Source organism: Microbacterium sp. zg.Y1084, from assembly GCF_024623595.1.
In the GTDB taxonomy this organism is placed as follows: domain Bacteria; phylum Actinomycetota; class Actinomycetes; order Actinomycetales; family Microbacteriaceae; genus Microbacterium; species Microbacterium wangruii.
In genome coordinates, this window is record NZ_JANJGV010000009.1 from 219,133 (window position 1) to 236,710 (window position 17,578).

General features: G+C 71.7%; 14 protein-coding genes. 11 read left to right on the forward strand and 3 right to left on the reverse strand.

Annotated elements, in window-relative coordinates; genetic code table 11:
- Nucleotides 1-1,335, reverse strand: coding sequence for a class I SAM-dependent RNA methyltransferase (locus NQ165_RS11405; protein ID WP_257533511.1), 1,335 nt, complete (start codon nucleotides 1,333-1,335; stop codon nucleotides 1-3).
- Nucleotides 1,336-1,382: 47 nt separating this feature from the next.
- Between NQ165_RS11405 and NQ165_RS11410 the strand changes: the two genes are divergently transcribed.
- Entirely contained in the window at nucleotides 1,383-2,018 is a 636-nt protein-coding gene (locus tag NQ165_RS11410) for a nucleoside triphosphate pyrophosphatase (protein WP_257526509.1), read from the forward strand.
- Nucleotides 2,019-2,099: 81 nt separating this feature from the next.
- Nucleotides 2,100-3,863, forward strand: coding sequence for a biotin carboxylase N-terminal domain-containing protein (locus tag NQ165_RS11415; protein ID WP_257526508.1), 1,764 nt, complete (start codon nucleotides 2,100-2,102; stop codon nucleotides 3,861-3,863).
- A 90-nt stretch (nucleotides 3,864-3,953) separates the two neighbouring features.
- Here the strand turns inward: NQ165_RS11415 and NQ165_RS11420 are convergent, their stop codons facing one another.
- On the reverse strand, nucleotides 3,954-5,405 hold the full coding sequence (locus tag NQ165_RS11420) for an NAD(P)H-quinone dehydrogenase (RefSeq protein WP_257526507.1): 1,452 nt from the start codon (nucleotides 5,403-5,405) through the stop codon (nucleotides 3,954-3,956).
- A gap of 75 nt (nucleotides 5,406-5,480) precedes the next feature.
- On the opposite strand from NQ165_RS11420, the gene NQ165_RS11425 reads away from it, so the two are divergent.
- The 5 genes from NQ165_RS11425 (at nucleotide 5,481) to NQ165_RS11445 (ending at nucleotide 11,252) form a co-directional block, all read left to right on the forward strand.
- Entirely contained in the window at nucleotides 5,481-6,314 is an 834-nt protein-coding gene (locus NQ165_RS11425; protein ID WP_257533513.1) for a purine-nucleoside phosphorylase, read from the forward strand.
- Complete coding sequence (locus tag NQ165_RS11430) at nucleotides 6,311-7,987, forward strand: phospho-sugar mutase (protein WP_257533515.1); 1,677 nt, start codon at nucleotides 6,311-6,313, stop codon at nucleotides 7,985-7,987. Before NQ165_RS11425 ends, NQ165_RS11430 begins: the two co-directional genes overlap by 4 nt.
- Before the next feature lie 86 nt (nucleotides 7,988-8,073).
- Nucleotides 8,074-9,522, forward strand: coding sequence for an MFS transporter (locus NQ165_RS11435; RefSeq protein WP_257533517.1), 1,449 nt, complete (start codon nucleotides 8,074-8,076; stop codon nucleotides 9,520-9,522).
- A gap of 40 nt (nucleotides 9,523-9,562) precedes the next feature.
- A complete protein-coding gene (locus NQ165_RS11440; RefSeq protein WP_257526503.1) occupies nucleotides 9,563-10,141 on the forward strand; it encodes a GNAT family N-acetyltransferase in 579 nt (192 codons plus the stop codon).
- A gap of 160 nt (nucleotides 10,142-10,301) precedes the next feature.
- Nucleotides 10,302-11,252, forward strand: coding sequence for a hypothetical protein (locus NQ165_RS11445; protein WP_257526501.1), 951 nt, complete (start codon nucleotides 10,302-10,304; stop codon nucleotides 11,250-11,252).
- Nucleotides 11,253-11,529: 277 nt separating this feature from the next.
- On the opposite strand, the gene NQ165_RS11450 is transcribed toward NQ165_RS11445, so the two are convergent.
- Entirely contained in the window at nucleotides 11,530-13,449 is a 1,920-nt protein-coding gene (locus tag NQ165_RS11450) for a PTS sugar transporter subunit IIA (protein WP_257533519.1), read from the reverse strand.
- Between the two features lie 125 nt (nucleotides 13,450-13,574).
- Here NQ165_RS11450 and NQ165_RS11455 point away from each other — a divergent pair, with 125 nt between their 5' ends.
- From NQ165_RS11455 to NQ165_RS11470, 4 genes are read left to right on the forward strand one after another with little or no spacing between them, the layout of a single operon-like run.
- Nucleotides 13,575-13,892: a PTS sugar transporter subunit IIB gene (locus NQ165_RS11455; RefSeq protein ID WP_257526499.1), complete on the forward strand. Its 318-nt coding sequence runs from the start codon at nucleotides 13,575-13,577 to the stop codon at nucleotides 13,890-13,892.
- Complete coding sequence (locus NQ165_RS11460; protein ID WP_257526498.1) at nucleotides 13,889-14,161, forward strand: HPr family phosphocarrier protein; 273 nt, start codon at nucleotides 13,889-13,891, stop codon at nucleotides 14,159-14,161. The genes NQ165_RS11455 and NQ165_RS11460 overlap by 4 nt, the downstream gene beginning before the upstream one ends.
- Before the next feature lie 20 nt (nucleotides 14,162-14,181).
- Nucleotides 14,182-15,855: a phosphoenolpyruvate--protein phosphotransferase gene (gene ptsP, locus NQ165_RS11465; RefSeq protein WP_257526497.1), complete on the forward strand. Its 1,674-nt coding sequence runs from the start codon at nucleotides 14,182-14,184 to the stop codon at nucleotides 15,853-15,855.
- Nucleotides 15,852-17,459, forward strand: a complete 1,608-nt coding sequence (locus NQ165_RS11470; RefSeq protein WP_257526496.1) for a PTS mannitol transporter subunit IICB — start codon at nucleotides 15,852-15,854, stop codon at nucleotides 17,457-17,459. The genes ptsP and NQ165_RS11470 overlap by 4 nt, the downstream gene beginning before the upstream one ends.
- Nucleotides 17,460-17,578: the final 119 nt, after the last annotated feature.

Here is a 17,578-nt window from a genome sequence, read left to right on the forward strand (position 1 = left end):
CTAGCGCCGCGGTCGCGTGCGATTGAGTGTGGCGACCGCCTCGACATGGTGGGAGTGGGGGAAGATGTCGAGCGCATCGATGCGCGATGCCTCGTAGCCGGCGTCCCGGAAGGTCGCGATGTCGCGGGCGAGGGCGACGGGATCGCATGCGACGTAGACGACCGTCTCGGGTTCGAGGGACGCCAGCGCGGTGACCACCTCGCGTCCCGCCCCGGAGCGCGGCGGGTCGAGGACCACCACGCCGCGTGCGAGACGCTCCCGGTCACGGGGCGACGCGTCGCTGCTCCAGCGCTGCAGCCACCGGTCGACGCGACCGGTCTCGGCACGGGCGCCCACCCACGACGAGAGGTTCTCTCCCGCGTGCTCGGTGGCCCGCTCATCGGCTTCCACGCTGATCATGCGGGTCGCCGGGCCGCCCAGGTCGCCGATGACGGCGGCGAACAGTCCCACGCCGCCGTAGAGGTCCAGGTGCAGCGCATCGGCGTCGAGCCCGTCGGGCGCCGCGGCGCGCAGGTGCGTCCCGACGAGCCCGCCCAGTGCGTCGGCGGCCTCGCGGTGCACCTGCCAGAAGCCCCCGGCGTCGACCCGGAAGTCGCGGCCGCCTGCCCGCTCGAGCACGACCTCACGGGCCGGGTCGCGGCGCGCCGCGGCGGGACGGGGGGCAGGGCGTCGCGCCCCGCGGCCCGGGCGTCGCGGCCCGGCCGGGCGGGACCGCTCGGGACGCGGCAGCACCCGCACCACGCCGTCGGCGGGCAGGACGAGATCGATGCGGCCCGGCTCGGACGCGGTCAGCCGCAGCGCGGCCTCCGCCAGGGCAGGGGCCGCCAGGGGGTGGTCGTCGACGCTCACGACGTGGTGGGTGCGTGCGGCGTAGGGGCCGACGCGCCCGTCGGCATCGACGTGCAGGCTCACCCGCGTGCGCCAGCCGGTGCCGTCGCCGTCGTCGACGGCGGCCACGGTCACGGGCAGGGAGAGCCCGCCCATGCGCTGGAGGGCGTCGGTCAGCACGCGCTGCTTCAGCTCGCGCTGGTGGGCGAGCTCGATGTGCCCGAAGTCCGCGCCGCCGGGCCGCTCGGAGGGATCCACGTCCACGTCGGCCTGCCGCCAGACGTGCGGCCTGCGGTGGGGTGAGGCCTCGAGGACCTCCAGCACCTCGCCTCGCCAGTACGAGGCCTTGCCGACGTCGGTGAGCCGCACGCGCACCCGCTCACCCGGAAGGGTGTCCGGGACGAACACGACCCGGCCCTCGTGGCGACCGACGAACACCCCGCCGTGCGCCACGTCGGTGATGTCGAGATCGATGAGGGCGTCTTGTGCGCCCGGGGAAACGGCCATCCTTCGATGCTCGCACACCGGGCTGAGGGGCACCCTACGCTGGGACGATGCGCGTGTGCCTGGCATCCACCTCCCCCGCCCGTCTGATGCTGCTGCGCCAGGCAGGTGTCGAACCGCTGATCGTCGCCCCGGAGGTGGACGAGGAGGCCGTCATCGCCGAAGTCGAGCGGTCCGAGGCCCGGACGCTCCCCGCGGATGAGCACGTGCTGCTGCTGGCCCGGCGCAAAGCCGACGACGTCGCCGCGCGGGTCGCGGCGAGCGGCTTCGACGGCCTCGTCATCGGCGGCGACTCGATGTTCGAGCTCGACGGAGAGATCCTCGGCAAGCCCTACACGGCCGAGGCCGCGATCGCGCGCTGGCGGGGCATGCGAGGGCGCACCGGCATCCTGCACTCCGGCCACAGCGTCGTGCGCGTCGGCGGCGGGCGGCCCGCCGCGCAGGCGAACGCTGTCGCCGCGGCATCCGTCACCTTCGCCGCCGACATCGACGACGCCGAGATCGAGGCGTACGTCGCCACCGGCGAACCGCTGCACGTGGCCGGGGCCTTCACCATCGACAGTCTCGGAGCACCCTTCATCGACGCGATCGACGGCGACCCCTCGACGGTGGTGGGCATGTCCCTCCCGACCGTGCGCCGCCTCGCCCGCGAACTCGGCGTGCCGTGGCACACCCTCTGGGCTTGATGGATCTCCACAGACGTTTTCGGAATTTTCTTGTGCGACGGATCCAAAGAACACCCCTCCAGCCTCGCTAGGCTGACATCCATGCCTGCTATCGCCAAGGTGCTCATCGCGAACCGCGGCGAGATCGCCGTCCGCATCATCCGTGCCGCTCGCGACTGCGGCAAGGCCTCCGTCGCGGTCTACGCCGAGCAGGATCGCGACGCCATGCACGCCCGCCTCGCCGACGAGGCATACTCCCTGGACGGCGCCACGAGCGCCGACACCTACCTGTCGATCGAGAAGATCCTCTCGGTGGCGCGGCGATCGGGAGCGGATGCCGTGCACCCCGGCTACGGCTTCCTCGCCGAGAACGCCGAGTTCGCCCGCGCCGTCATCGCGGCGGGCCTCGTCTGGATCGGACCGTCGCCGGAGGCCATCGAGGCGCTGGGCGACAAGGTCACCGCGCGCCACGTCGCCGAACGGGTGGGCGCACCGCTGGCTCCCGGCACCCCCGGTCCGGTCTCCAGCGCCGACGAAGTGACCGCCTTCGCCCGTGAGCACGGGCTGCCCATCGCCATCAAGGCCGCCTACGGCGGCGGCGGCCGCGGCCTGAAGGTCGCACGGGAGTTCGACGAGATCGCCGAGCAGTTCGCCTCCGCCACGCGAGAGGCCATCACGGCCTTCGGCCGCGGCGAGTGCTTCGTGGAGAAGTACCTCGATCGCCCGCGTCACGTGGAAACGCAGTGCCTGGCCGACTCCGCAGGCACCGTGGTGGTCGTCTCCACCCGCGACTGCTCGCTGCAGCGGCGCCACCAGAAGCTCGTCGAGGAGGCGCCGGCCCCCTTCCTCACCCCGGAGCAGAACGAGGTGCTCTACTCGGCGTCGAAGGCGATCCTCGCCGAGGTCGGCTACGTCGGCGCGGGAACGTGCGAGTTCCTCATCGGCGCCGACGGCACCATCTCGTTCCTCGAGGTCAACACACGGCTGCAGGTCGAGCACCCGGTCTCCGAGGAGGTCACCGGCATCGACCTGGTGCGCGAGCAGTTCCGCATCGCCGAGGGCGGCCTGCTCGACGGGGTCGACCCCGAGCCGACGGGCCACTCCATCGAGTTCCGCATCAACGGGGAGGACCCCGGGCGCGGCTTCCTCCCCCAGCCCGGTCGCATCCACGTGTTCAAGACGTTCGGCGGCCCCGGCATCCGTCTCGATTCCGGCGTCACCGCCGGTGACGTGGTCTCGGGCGCGTTCGACTCGCTGCTGGGGAAGATCATCGTGACCGGCCGCGACCGGGCGGAGGCGCTGGAGCGCGCCCGCCGCGCGCTGGACGAGTTCGAGGTCGCCGGCATGCCCACCGTGCTCCCCTTCCACCGCAAGGTGGTGCGCGACCCGGCCTTCACCGCGGCGGACGGCCGGTTCGGCGTGTTCACCCGGTGGATCGAGACGGAGTTCGACAACGACATCCCGCCGTGGGACGGCGAAGCGGATGCGACCGGCGCCGGAGAGGACCGTCACACCGTCGTCGTGGAGGTCGCCGGCAAGCGGCTGGAGGTGAGCCTTCCCGATCGCATCGCCGTGCCGACGAAGGTGGGCCGGCCCGCCGCCGTGCCGCCGTCACGGCGCACCCACGCCCCGACGGTCGTCGCGGGTGCCTCCGGTGACGCGGTGACATCGCCCATGCAGGCCACCATCGTCAAGGTCGCCGTCGCCGACGGCCAGCAGGTCGTCAAGGGCGATCTGGTGGTCGTGCTCGAGGCGATGAAGATGGAGCAGCCGATCCAGGCGCACAAGGACGGCGTCGTCTCGGCGATCGACGCAGAACCCGGCTCGACGGTGGCGGCCGGTCACCTGCTGCTGACGATCATCTGACCCGGCTGGCCCACGCCGGCCGGAGTCGCTCCGGAACCGGCGCCGGATGCCGCGATGCAGCTCAGCCGGCGCGCTCGGCTGCGCGCCTGATCAGCCGCGCGCTTCGGGCGTGCGGTCGACGATGTGCATCGCGCGGGCGGCATCGGTGATGGAGCCCGAGAGCGAGGGGTACACCGCGAAGACACGCGAGACCTGGTCGACGCTCAGGCGGCGCTCCACCGCGATGGCGATCGGGTAGATGAGCTCGGAGGCGCGCGGGGCGACGATGACGCCGCCGAGCACGGTGCCGCTGCCCTGGCGCGCGATGAGCTTGACGAATCCGTCGCGCACGCCCATCATCTTCGCCCGCGGGTTGGCCGCCAGCGGCAGCTTGTGCACGACCGCGTCGACCAGTCCCGCGTCGATGTCGGCCTGCTGCCACCCGACGGTGGCGATCTCCGGGGCGGTGAAGATGTTCGCGGTGATGCGCCGGCGCTCCAGCGGGATCACGGTGTCGCCGAGCGCGTGGAAGACGGCGGTGCGCCCCTGCATGGAGGCGACCGACGCGAGCGGCACGAAGGTGGTGCAGTCGCCGGCGGCGTAGATGTTGGGCACGGACGTGCGCGCAACGCGGTTGACCCGGATGTGGCCGGACTCGGTCAGCTGCACTCCTGCTTCCTCCAACCCGATCCCGGCGGTGTTGGGGACCGAGCCGACGGCCATCAGACAGTGGCTGCCTTCGACGGTGCGCCCGTCGGAGAGCGTCACCCGCACGCCGTCGGCGGTGCGCTCGACCTGCTGGGCGCGGGCCTTGGAGAGCACGTGCATCCCGCCCCGCGTGAAGACCCGCTCCAGCACCGCCGCGGCATCCGGGTCCTCGCCCGGCAGCACGTGGGCGCGGCTGGAGACGAGGGTGACCTCGGCGCCGAGGTTCATGTAAGCGCCGGCGAACTCCGCGCCGGTGACACCGGAGCCCACCACGATGAGGTGCTCCGGGAGCACCTTCATGTCGTAGAGCTGGGTCCACGTGAGGATGCGCTCCCCGTCGGGCGGCGCGGTGGGAAGCTCCCGCGGAGAGGAGCCCACCGACACCACGAGCGTGTCGGCCTCGACGCGGTCGAAGTCGGTGCCGCCGGGGCCCGTGGACACCACCACGGCACGATCACCCTCGAGACGCCCGTACCCGGAGACGATGCGCACCCCCGCCTCGGCGAGGCTGATGCGCATCTCGTCGGACTGCTGGCGCGCCAGCGCGAGCAGGCGCTTGTTGACGGCCGCGAGGTTGATCGCGATCTCCGGCTTGAGCGGCCGGCCATCACCGCCCCGGGCGAACAGCTGCACGCCCAGATCGCCGGCCTGGGAGATGGCGACGGCGGCATCGGCCGTGGCGATGAGGCTCTTGGAGGGGACGACGTCGGTGAGAACCGCCGCGCCTCCCACGCTCGCCCGCTCCACGAGCGTGACCTCGGCCCCCAGCTGCGCGGCGGCCAGCGCCGCCTCATAGCCGCCGGGGCCGCCACCGAGGACGGCGACGGTCTGGGTGCGCTCGAAGCTCAACGACATGCCCCTATTCTTCCAGCACTCGTCGGGCCCGCCTGCCGCAGTGGCCGCCCCGCCTCCGAGTTCTAGAGTGGGGGCATGTCCGACACGACTTCCCATCCCCTTGACGACCCCGCCGCCGACCCGTTCGGCGTGGCCGCCGACGCCGCCGCCGACATCGCCCGCATCACGGGCGTGGAACGGCACGACATCGCCCTCACCCTCGGCAGCGGGTGGGGCAAGGCCGCCGAGCTGATCGGCGAGACGACCGCGGTCTTCCCCGCGACCGACGTCACCGGCTTCAGCCGCCCCGCGCTGGAAGGCCACGTGGGAACGTTGCGCAGCGTCCGCACCGAGGCGGGCCGCAATGTGCTCATCATCGGCGCACGCACCCACTTCTATGAGGGACACGGCGTGCGTCGCGTGGTGCACAGCGTGCGCACCGCCGCCGCGACCGGGGCGAAGACGATGGTCCTCACCAACGGGGCGGGGGGCCTGCGACGCTCGTGGAAGCCGGGGCAGCCGGTGCTCATCAGCGATCACATCAACCTCACCGGCGCCTCGCCGCTGGAGGGCGCCACCTTCGTCGACCTCACCGACCTGTACTCGCCGCGACTGCGCGAGCTCGCCCGCGGCATCGACCCGACCCTCGACGAGGGCGTGTACTGCCAGTTCCGCGGGCCCCAGTACGAGACGCCCGCAGAGGTGCGCATGGCGGGCATCATCGGCGGCGACATCGTCGGCATGTCCACGGCGCTCGAGGCCATCGCCGCGCGGCAGGCCGGCATGGAGATCCTCGGATTCTCCCTCATCACGAACATGGCCGCCGGCATCCAGGAGACCCCCCTCAGCCACGGTGAGGTGCTCGAGGCCGGCCGCGAGGCCGAGCCCGTCATCTCGTCGCTGCTGGCCCGCGTGATCGGATCGCTGTGAACGGCCCGATCGACGCCGCGCGCGCCTGGCTCGCGCAGGACCCCGACCCGGTGACCCGCACCGAGTTGGAGCAGCTGCTGGAGCGGGCGGATGCCGGCGATGCCGCGGCATCCGCCGATCTGGCCGACCGTTTCGGCACCAGACTCGCGTTCGGCACGGCCGGCCTGCGCGGCCGGCTGGGCGCCGGCAGCAACCGCATGAACCGGGTGCTCGTGGCCCAGGCAGCCGCGGGGCTCGCCGCCTACCTCACCGAGCGTGCCGCGGCGGGCACCACTCCCACCGTCGTGATCGGCTACGACGGGCGGCGCAACTCCGACGTGTTCGCCCGCGACAGTGCGGAGCTGTTCGCAGGTGCGGGGCTGCGCGCGGTGCTGCTGCCGCGCATGCTGCCCACCCCGGTGCTCGCCTTCGCGGTGCGCCACCTCGGCGCGGCCGCCGGCGTCATGGTCACCGCCAGCCACAACCCGCCCGACGACAACGGATACAAGGTGTACCTCGGCGGGGACGACGACGGCGCCCAGATCGTGCCGCCGGCCGACGCCGACATCGCCCGGCACATCCAGCGGGTGGCGGATGCCGGCGACATCGGCTCGCTCCCCCGCTCGACCGACTACGCGATCGCCGATGAGTCGGTGGTCGACGCGTACATCGACGCCACGGCCGCAGTCGCACCCGCCCCTCCGGGAGCGGGCGGCATGACGTGGGTCTACACGGCGATGCACGGCGTGGGGTGGGAGACCTTCTCGCGCGTGCTCCAGCGGGCGGGCTACCCGGCTCCCACGACGGTGAGCGAGCAGATCGAACCGGACGGCACGTTCCCGACGGTCGCGTTCCCCAACCCCGAGGAGCCCGGCGCGATGGATCTGGCCTTCCAGGCGGCACGGGAGGCGGGGGCGGAGTTCGTCATCGCCAACGATCCCGACGCCGACCGCCTGGCCGTCGCGATCCCCGATCCCGAGGACCCGGAGGGCTGGCGACGGCTCACCGGCAACGAGATCGGCCTGCTGCTGGGATGGCGTGCCGCGCGGCGCGCCGCCGCGGGCGGGGCCGACCGCACGGCATCGCTGGCCTGCTCGCTGGTGTCGTCGCCGGGGCTGGCCGTCGTGGCCGAGCGGTACGGCCTGTCCTCTCACGCGACCCTCACCGGCTTCAAGTGGATCTCCCGCGCCCCCGGCATCGTGTACGGGTTCGAGGAGGCACTGGGCTACCTCGTCAACCCCGAGACGGTGCGCGACAAGGACGGCATCTCGGCTGCGGTCGCGATGCTCGGGCTCATCGCCGAGGCGCGCGAGCAGGGTGCCCAGGCCGGTGACCTGCTACGACAGTTCCAGGCCGAGTTCGGGTACTTCGACAGCGGCCAGGTGTCCCTGCGCGTCGACGACCTCTCGGTGATCGGCCGCATCATGGCGGCTCTGCGTGCCACACCGCCTGCCGAAGTCGGCGGGGTCGCGGTGACGCGCATCGACGACCTGCTGACAGGCGTCGACGGCGTGCCGCCGGGCGACGTGCTGCGCTTGTGGCTGGCCGACGGGTCGCGGGTCATCGTGCGTCCGAGCGGCACCGAGCCCAAACTCAAGGTCTACCTCGATGTGCGGGGCGAGTCCGCGTCCGACGCGCGGTCCCGGCTGCAGACACTGGAGGCCGGCGCGACCGAGCTGCTCGCCCGGGGCTGACGGACCCACCGCCGCCCGCGGGGCGTGTCGGTCGTGCGTGCTAATGTCCGTGCCGCAGGAGCACGCGGCGACCAGGGAGACGGCAGATGCGCGACGACGACGCGCCCCCGCGGGGCGATGACGACCATGGCGCGTCGGCGCAGCAGGCGCCGTCCGTCGAGGTGCCCGCGGGCACGGACGCGGCTGCTGTTGGGGGTGAGGCCGCGAACGCGGCTGCGGATCCGGCCCACTGGCTGCGCAACGTCGTGCTGTTCCTGGGCGGGCAGACCGTGAGTCTGTTCGGCTCCATGCTCGTGCAGTACACCGTCTTCTGGTACCTCACGCTGACCTACCAGCGCGGCGACATCATGGCCCTCGCCGCGGTGTTCGGCTTCCTGCCGCAGGCCATCGTGTCGATCTTCGGCGGGGTCTGGGCCGACCGGCACAACCGCAAGTACCTCATCATGGCGGCCGATGCCGCGATCGCGCTGACGACGCTCGCGCTGGCCGTCATCATGATGACCGGGTACGACGGGGTGTGGCTGATCTTCCTCACCCTGGCGATCCGCTCGGCGGGCGCGGGCATCCAGACCCCGGCGGTCTCCGCGCTCATCCCGCAGATCACCCCCGCGCGCAACCTCATGCGCATCAACGGGATCAACGGGTCGATCCAGTCGGCGATGGCGCTGCTGGCGCCCGCCGCTGCCGGCGCCGTCTTCGCGTGGGCGGCGACGGCGTGGGGTGGATCGGCGGCCTCGCTCATCCCGATCTTCTTCATCGACGTGGTCACCGCGGCCATCGGCATCCTGCTGCTGGCCTTCGTGCCCGTCGCCGCGGTGCGCCGCGCCGCCGACGCCCCGACCGGCTACTTCGCCGACCTCGTGGAGGGGGTGCGCTACGTCGCTCACCACGCGTTCCTCCGGTGGCTGCTGGCGCTGTTCGCGATCATCTTCCTGCTCACGGTGGCGCCCTCCAACCTCACCCCGCTCATGCTCGTGCGCTCCTTCGACGCCGGCGAGCAGCAGAACATCACGAACCTCGCCGTGCTCGAGATCGCCTTCAGCGTGGGCATGATGCTCGGCGGCATCGTCGTCGCCTCGTTCTTCGCCAAGCGCAGCCGCATCGGGATGATCGTCACCTCGGCGCTCGTGTTCGGCCTCCTGGCGGTGGGGATGGGACTCTCCCCCAACGTGTGGGTCTTCTTCGCGTTCATGTTCCTCGTGGGCCTGGCCGTTCCGTTCTTCTCGACGCCGTCGTTCACCCTGCTGCAGGAGACCGTCGAGCCGGAGCGGCAGGGACGCGTCTTCGGCTTCGTCGGCATCGTCATGGCCGTGGCGATGCCGCTGGGCATGTCGGTTCTGGGGCCGCTGGCCGACGTCGTCGCCATCGAGGTGCTGCTCGTGGCCACCGGCATCCTGACCTTCGTCGTGGTGGCTGCGGCGGTGGGACTTCCCGTCGGGCGACGGGCGGTGCAGGCCGCGCGCGATGCATCCCGCGCCGAAGACCCGGTGGCTGCGGCCGCCGCCGCCGACGTGGCGATGCACGACGGGCGATGACCCGCCGGAGCGGATCCGCCGCTCTCGCTAGGCTCGGAACGTGCTGCTGATTGACCCCATCGTCCTGGAGAACGCCCACGTGCGCCTGGAGCCCCTGGACGATCGGCACGCGCCCGACCTCGCGGCGGCATCCGCAGGGCTCGAGCACACGTGGTACACCTCCGTCCCCACGCCCGCCGGCATCGACGACGAGATCGCGCGACGTCGCGCGATGCAGGATGCCGGGACGATGAACGCCTGGGCGATCGTGCGGGAGGGCACCGCGGTCGGGATGACGACGTTCTGCGGCATCGACCAGGCGAACCGTCACGTCGAGATCGGCTACACGTGGCTCGCACTGTCGGCGCAGCGGACAGCGGTGAACACCGCGGCGAAGCTGCTGCTGCTCGGGCACGCTTTCGACGCGTGCGCCGCGATCGCGGTGGAGTTCCGCACCCACTGGCACAACCGGCAGTCGCGCCAGGCGATCGCGCGGCTCGGGGCGAAGCAGGACGGCGTGCTGCGCAACCACCGGCTTGGTCCGGGCGGCACGCTGCGCGACACCGTGGTGTTCTCGATCCTCCCGCACGAGTGGCCGGCGGTGTGCCTCGGGCTCGAGGAGCGACTGCGCCGCGGCTGACGGCGCCGGCCCGGTCACCCCCACCCTTCCCGGTTCGGGAACCCACACGCGACCCAAGGGCGCGGTGACGCCTCCTCCACACGGCGGGGATGCCGCGACCTGTCCACCATCCGGGACTTCGCCGTCGCACTTGCGCGCCCGGGGGGACGACGCTCGGACCATGACCGACGGCATCCCCCTGCTCACCCTCGACGATCTCCGCGCACGCGGACTGCCGTCGCGCCGGGTCGCTGCCGAGGCGGCGGGCGGGAGCCTGGTGCGACTGCGGCGAGGCATCTACGTCGATGCGGCCAGATGGCGGTCGGCTTATCCGGAGCAGCGCATCGTCGCCCGTGCGCACGCGCTGGCCGCCGTCTCGGCCCGCCGTCCGGTCTTCGCGTACGAGACGGCGCTCGCGCTGCTCGGTCAGCCGCTCTACCGCGCAAGTCACGACCGGGTGCACGTCATCGCGGATGCCGATCGCACCGGGCCTGCCCACGGCGTGGTGCGCCACCGCGGCGAGCCCGACCACGACGTGGTCGAGGTCGCCGGCCTGTTGTGCACGAACCTGGCGCGCTCCGTGGCCGATGTGGCTCGGACGGCGTCCTTCGAGCAGGCGGCCACGTCGGCCGACGCGGCGCTTCACACGCTGTTCGCGCCGCGCGACGGCGCCTACGACCTCTCCGGTGCAGGTGAGTTCCGTGAGTGCGTCCGTGGGATCGCGCGGACGAGAGCCCACGGCATCCGTCGCGCCGAGCGGGTTCTGGATTTCGCCGACGGAAGGGCGCATCTGCCCGGTGAGACGATCAGTCGCATCCGGCTGGTGGAGCTCGGTTTCCGGCGGATCCGGTTGCAGGCTGCCGTGCCCTCACCTTCGGGCAGCTACTTCGTCGACTTCGCTCTCGACGACGCCGACGCGTTCGGGGAGTTCGACGGGACCATCAAGTATCAGGACGGCGGGATGCTGGACGGGCGCTCGCGCGCGGACGTGTTCGACGCGGAGAAGCAGCGAGAGGACTGGATCCGCGGCACCACCCAACGCCGACTCGCGAGGTGGGGTTGGCCGCACGTGGCCACCGCGGCGGCGCTCGGTGAACGGCTCGGTGCCTTCGGCATCCACCCACCGCGCTGACCCGATCACCCGGGTTCGGGAACCGATATGCGACCCAAAGGCCCACAACACCCGGCTCGGGAACCGACACGCGACCCAAACCCCCGAAACACCCGGCTCGGGAACCGACACGCGACCCAAACCCCGCAACACCCGGCTCGGGAACCGACACGCGACCCAAACCCCGCAACACCCGGCTCGGGAACCGACACGCGACCCATACCCCGGCGAGGCGGCGAGGCCGCGACCGCGGCGACCGCGGCGACCGCGGCGACCGAACCCCGCGCGGCCGCCGACGTCAGCCGTCGATGACGGCGACCAGCTCATCCAGGAACGACGCGAAGTCGGTCCCGCGGCGCACGATCCGCTGCACGCTGTCGCGCTCGCTGAAGACCTCGACGAACTGCTCGAACACCGTCTGGAACGCGGCGCGGTCGCCCTCGGAGAACGCCGTGAACGCCACGACCTGCACACGGCCCTCACCCCACGCGATCGACGGCTCGGCGATGCCGATCGCGATCGCGGTGCGGGTGGCGGTCATTCCGATCGCGTGCGGCACGGCGAGCGCATCGGTGAACGCGGTGGACGAAAGACCCTCCCGCTCGATCGTGCGCTGCACGTACCCCTCGTCGATGATGCCCTCGGCCACGAGCGTCTCGCCGAGCCGACGGATCACCGCCTCTTCTCCGCCCTCGCCGTCGAGCCCCCGCACGAAGGCGGTCGGCGAGAAGTACCGCTCCAGCTCCTCGCGCAGGCGGGCCAGGCGGCGTCCCCGCCGCACCCTGCCGGCCGCCGCCTGCACACGCTCCACGTCGGCCTCGGTGAGGAACGGCTGGATCCGCACGATCCGCTCGCCCGGCGCCGGCGGCTCGATGGTCGTCAGCACCAGGTCGGTGCGGATTCCCGCCCAGTCGGGGTCGACGCGGGTCTCCACCCCGACGACCTCCACCACCTGCCCGAGCGAGCGGTCGACACTCGAGCGCAGCAGCTCGTGCAGCTCGTAATAGCCGGGGCAGACGATCGTCGCCGTGAGCATCTGGTCGGCGCGGCGGCTGCGCTCCAGGCGCCCCCCGACGTGCATGGCGATGTAGGCGATCTCGTCGTCCATCAGCGCGATGTCGAGCCGGTCGGCCAGGCGGCTGGCGATGTAGACGGCGACTTCGAAGATCATCGGGTAGGTCGATTTGAGCGAGCGCGTCAGCGGGTTGCGCGACCACGCCTGCGCCCGCGCGCGCTGCTGCAGGTTCTGCACGTGCAGGGCGAGGCGCACGATGAAGTCCTCGTGGGCGATGTCGACGAGGAACTCCGCCGCCGCCGCCATCACCACCTCCCGCACGGCGCGTTCGATATCGGGGTCCAGCCGCTTCATGGCCCGATCGTCGGGCGCGGTGCCGGGGGCCACGACGCGGGTGAGCACCAGGTTCGCCAGATGCCTGACGTCCCCCACCCCGAGCTGCACCCCCAGGTGCGCGAAGCTCAGACGGTCGATGAGGGCGCCGATCTCGGCGCGCGCCTCGTCGTCGTCGGATGCCGCGCCCTCCAGAGCCCGATCCCGCGCCACCCTGTCCGCGGCGATGGCGATGTGCATGACGACGTCGGCGATGCCGAGCTCGTTGACGAAGTAGCCGAGCGCGCCGAGCCCGGCGACGAGCTCGGTCTTGAACGGCCCGAACGCCTGCGCGCCGACGGATTCCGTCCCGAGCGTGCGGCGCAGCGCCTCGATGTCGAACGAGCCCGCATCCATCTCGTCGTGGGCGAGCCGGCTGAGCAGCCGCCGCTGGGCGGCCTCGGTGCCGCGCAGCCGCGCACGCGACGCCGAGCGCTCGAGCGTGAGCTCGGTCCCCCCGAGCAGTCCGCGCACCCGCGCAAGATCGGCATCCACCGTCGCGGGGCTGACGTGCAGGCGATCCGCCGTCTCGAACACATCGATGCCCTGATGCTCGTCCAGCAGCGTTCGCACCAGGGCGTGCAGTCGGTCGCGGGGGGTGCCGGCGTCTGTCTCGGCCCGCAGCGCCGTGCCCGCCTCCTGCCCTGCCCGGTACCCGAGCGGACCGGATTCGACCGCCCCGCCGCCCGGCACCCGGGCGTTGACGGCAGTGACATAGCTGCGCACGCTGCGCGGGGTGACCCCCAGGGAGTCGGCGAGCGTCGCCGCCGTGCGCCATTCGCCGTCTCGGGTGAGCAGTGCCAGGAGGCGGTCCTGCCTTGCTCTGGTCACGTGGATCTCCCCGAATACGGCGCCGGCTCCCAGTCAACCACGCCCCCACCTTCCGCCCCTGCGGAAGCAACCCTGGTTGTCCACTCCCAGCGGATTCACCACAATGGCCGGAGGAAGGCAGGTCGATGAGGATCCTCGTGGTGTGCGCAGCGGGAGCGTCGAGCACGTTCGTCGCGCAACGGGTGCGCCACGCCGCACACGACCGTGGTCTGCCCTACGCCGCCTTTGCGGGTACGGAGCAATCGCTTACCATCGATCTCGACTCGGCCGACGTCGTGCTGGTGGGCCCGCACCTCACGTACGCACTCGAGGACATCCGACGGGTGGCAGAGCCCCGCGGTACCGCCGTGGTGCTTCTCCCCGACGACATCTTCAGCGACCACGACGGCAGCCGCACGCTCGCTTTCGTCCAAGACGCCCTCAAAGAGACGGAGACCTTGTGACTGCACTCACACGAACCGTGCGCGTCGGTTCGAACAACGGACTGCACGCCCGCCCCGCGAAGATGTTCGCGCAGGCGGCGAAGGACTCCGGAATCCCCGTGACCATCGCGAAGGATGCCGGCGCGGCCGCCAACGCCGCCAGCATCCTCGGGGTGATCGCGCTCGGGGTGGAGCGCGGCGACTACGTGACCCTGACGGCCGACGGCGACGGAGCCGAAGCCATCCTCGATGAGCTGGCTGAGCTGCTGGCCACCGATCACGACGCCTGATGAACGACGAAGGAGAAAAGATGACCGAGCTGCGCGGAGTCGGAATCGGCCTGGGGGTGGCGCAGGGCCCGGTGGCCCGCATGTCCGAGCCGTTGCCCCCGCCGTCGGACGCGGCCAGCCAGCGCACTGCCGAGGAGGAGCGCGACCGCGCCCGCGCCTCGGTGGCTGCCGTCGCACGCGAGCTCGAAGAGCGCGGCGCGCACGCCGGCGGCGCCGCCCGTGACGTGCTCGAGGCGCAGGCGATGATGGCGGAGGATCCGGCGCTGCTGCAGCAGGTCGACGCCCGCATCGCGCAGGGCAAGACCGCCGAGTACGCCGTGTTCGACGCCTTCGCCTCGTTCCGCGAGCAGCTCACGGCCATGGGCGGCTACCTCGGCGAGCGCGCCGCCGACCTCGACGACGTCGCGCAGCGCGTCATCGCCCACCTGCAGGGCGTTCCCGCTCCGGGCGTGCCCGACCCCGGCCACCCGTTCGTGCTCGTGGCCCGCGACCTCGCCCCGGCCGACACCGCGCTGCTGGACCTCGACAAGGTGCTGGCGCTGGTGACGAGCGATGGCGGACCGACCTCGCACACCGCGATCCTCGCCCGAGAGAAGGCGATCGTGGCCGTGGTGGGCGCTGCCGGCGCCACGAACCTCGCCGACGGCGACACGGTCATCGTCGATGCGGCGGCAGGTCTGGTGGTCAGCGAGCCCTCCGCCGAGGATCTCGCCCGTGCACAGCACCGTGCCGACGCCCGCGCGTCCGCGGCATCCGCCCCCATCACCCCCGGCGCCCTCGCCGACGGCACGCCCGTGCCGCTGCTGGCCAACCTCGGCAAGCCCGAGGGGGCAGAGGAGGCCGTCGCGCTGGGAGCGGAGGGCGTGGGGCTGTTCCGCACGGAGTTCCTCTTCCTCAGTTCCAGCTCCGCACCCACCGTGGAGCAGCAGCGGGAGACGTACACGCAGCTGCTGCGGCACTTCCCCGGCAAGAAGGTGGTCGTGCGCGTGCTCGACGCCGGTGCCGACAAGCCGCTGGCCTTCCTCAACGACGCCCACGAGGACAATCCCGCTCTGGGCCTGCGCGGGCTGCGCGCCCTGCGCGCCAGCGAGGACATCCTGCGCGAGCAGTTGACCGCGCTGGCGCAGGCGGATGCCGCGACCGAGGCCGACGTGTGGGTGATGGCGCCGATGGTGTCCACGGTCGAGGAGGCACGGTACTTCACCGAGCTCGCCCGTGACTACGACCTCAAGATGGCCGGGATCATGGTCGAGGTCCCCTCGATCGCCCTCATGGCCGACAAGGCACTCGCCGTTGCGGACTTCGCCTCGATCGGCACGAACGACCTCACGCAGTACACCCTCGCCGCCGACCGTCTGCTCGGCTCGGTGGCAGCTTTCCAAGACCCCTGGCACCCCGCCGTGCTGCGCCTCATCCGCGAGGTCGGCGCCGCGGGGCAGGCCACCGGCAAGCCCGTCGGCATCTGCGGCGAGGCCGCAGCCGATCCGCTGCTGGCGGTCGTGCTCGTCGGTCTCGGCGCGTCGACCCTGTCGATGGCGCCCACCGCGCTGGCCGACGTGCGCGCCAGCCTGCTCACCCACACGTTCGGCGATGCGCAGCGCATCGCCGAAGCCGCCCTCACCGCCGACGACGCGGCGGGGGCACGCCTCGCGGCGCAGCAAGCCGCTACCCGAGAGAAGGAGACACAGCAATGACGACTGCGTCAGCCCCCGCCACCCAGGGCGGCAGCAAGGCGCGTGTCGGAGTCCAGCGCTTCGGCACGTTCCTGTCCGGCATGATCATGCCGAACATCCCCGCGCTCATCGCGTGGGGCATCTTCACCGCGTTCTTCATCGACGTGGGCTGGACCCCCAACGCCGACCTCGCGACCATCGTCGGTCCGTTCATCCACTACCTGCTGCCGATCATCATCGCCTACACCGCCGGCCACATGGTCTACGGCGTGCGCGGCGCGGTCGTCGGCTCGATCGCCGTCATGGGCGCGATCGCCGGTTCCGACCAGCTCATCGCGCAGTTCAACGCGACCCTCCCCGAGGGTGTGGCGCCGCTCGGCCAGATCCACATGTTCATCGGCGCCATGATCATGGGCCCGCTCGCGGCCTACACCATGAAGTGGCTCGACAAGCTGTGGGACGGCAAGATCCGCGCCGGCTTCGAGATGCTCGTGAACATGTTCTCGGCGGGCATCTGGGGCTTCGTCATGGCCATCGTCGGGTTCTACCCGGTGGCGTGGCTGGTCAACGGCCTGATGGATGTGCTCGGCAACGCGGTGGACTGGCTGGTCGAGGCCAACCTGCTGCCCCTGACGAGCATCCTCATCGAGCCGGCGAAGGTGTTCTTCCTGAACAACGCCATCAACCACGGCGTGCTCACGCCACTCGGCATCGCCCAGGCGGACGAGACCGGCAAGTCCATCCTGTTCCTGCTCGAAGCCAACCCCGGCCCCGGCCTCGGTCTGCTGCTGGCGTTCACGTTCTTCGGCATCGGCGCGGCTCGCGCGTCGGCCCCCGGCGCGGCCGTCATCCAGTTCTTCGGCGGCATCCACGAGGTCTACTTCCCGTTCGCCCTGATGAAGCCGGTGCTGATCGTCGCGCTCATCGCGGGCGGCATGACCGGTGTCACCACGAACATGCTGCTCGGCGCCGGCCTCCGCGCGCCGGCGGCACCGGGCTCGATCATCGCCGTGCTCGCACAGACGGCGAACGACAGCTACGTCGGTGTCATCCTGTCCGTCATCCTTTCGGCGGCGGTCACGTTCATCGTGGCGTCGCTCATCCTGCGGGCTTCTCGCAAGCGCGATCTGCTCGCCGAGGGCGACAAGTTCGCCTCCGCGGTCTCGCAGACCGAGGCGAACAAGGGCAAGACGTCGGCTGCCATGGATGCGCTGCGCGCCTCGGGCCGCAACGACCGTGAGTCCGTGCGCGAGGGCGAGCAGGCGGTGGACCGCCTCGAGACCGAGGCGGAGACCGGTGGTCGCCTGGACGGCGGCGCCGTCGCGGTCAAGCCGGTGCGCAACATCGTGTTCGCGTGCGACGCGGGCATGGGCTCCTCGGCCATGGGCGCGAGCGTCCTGCGCAACAAGATCAAGAAGGCGGGCATCGAGGATGTCACGGTCGTCAACAAGGCGATCGCGAACCTCGACCCCTCCGCCGACCTGGTCATCACGCAGAATCAGCTCACCGACCGGGCGCGGAAGCAGACGCCGAACGCCATCCACGTGTCGGTGGACAACTTCATGAACTCGCCGAAGTACGACGAGGTCGTGGAGATGGTGCGCGACCAGCACGACCGCGCGTGACAGACCGCTGCGGGGCCGGGCGGCGCGATGCCCCCGGCCCCGTGGCCTTTTTCCGTCGGGCGCGCAAGAGGTCGTCATGTCCCGCCCCGACTTGAGACAGTGAACACGGATGCCACGGC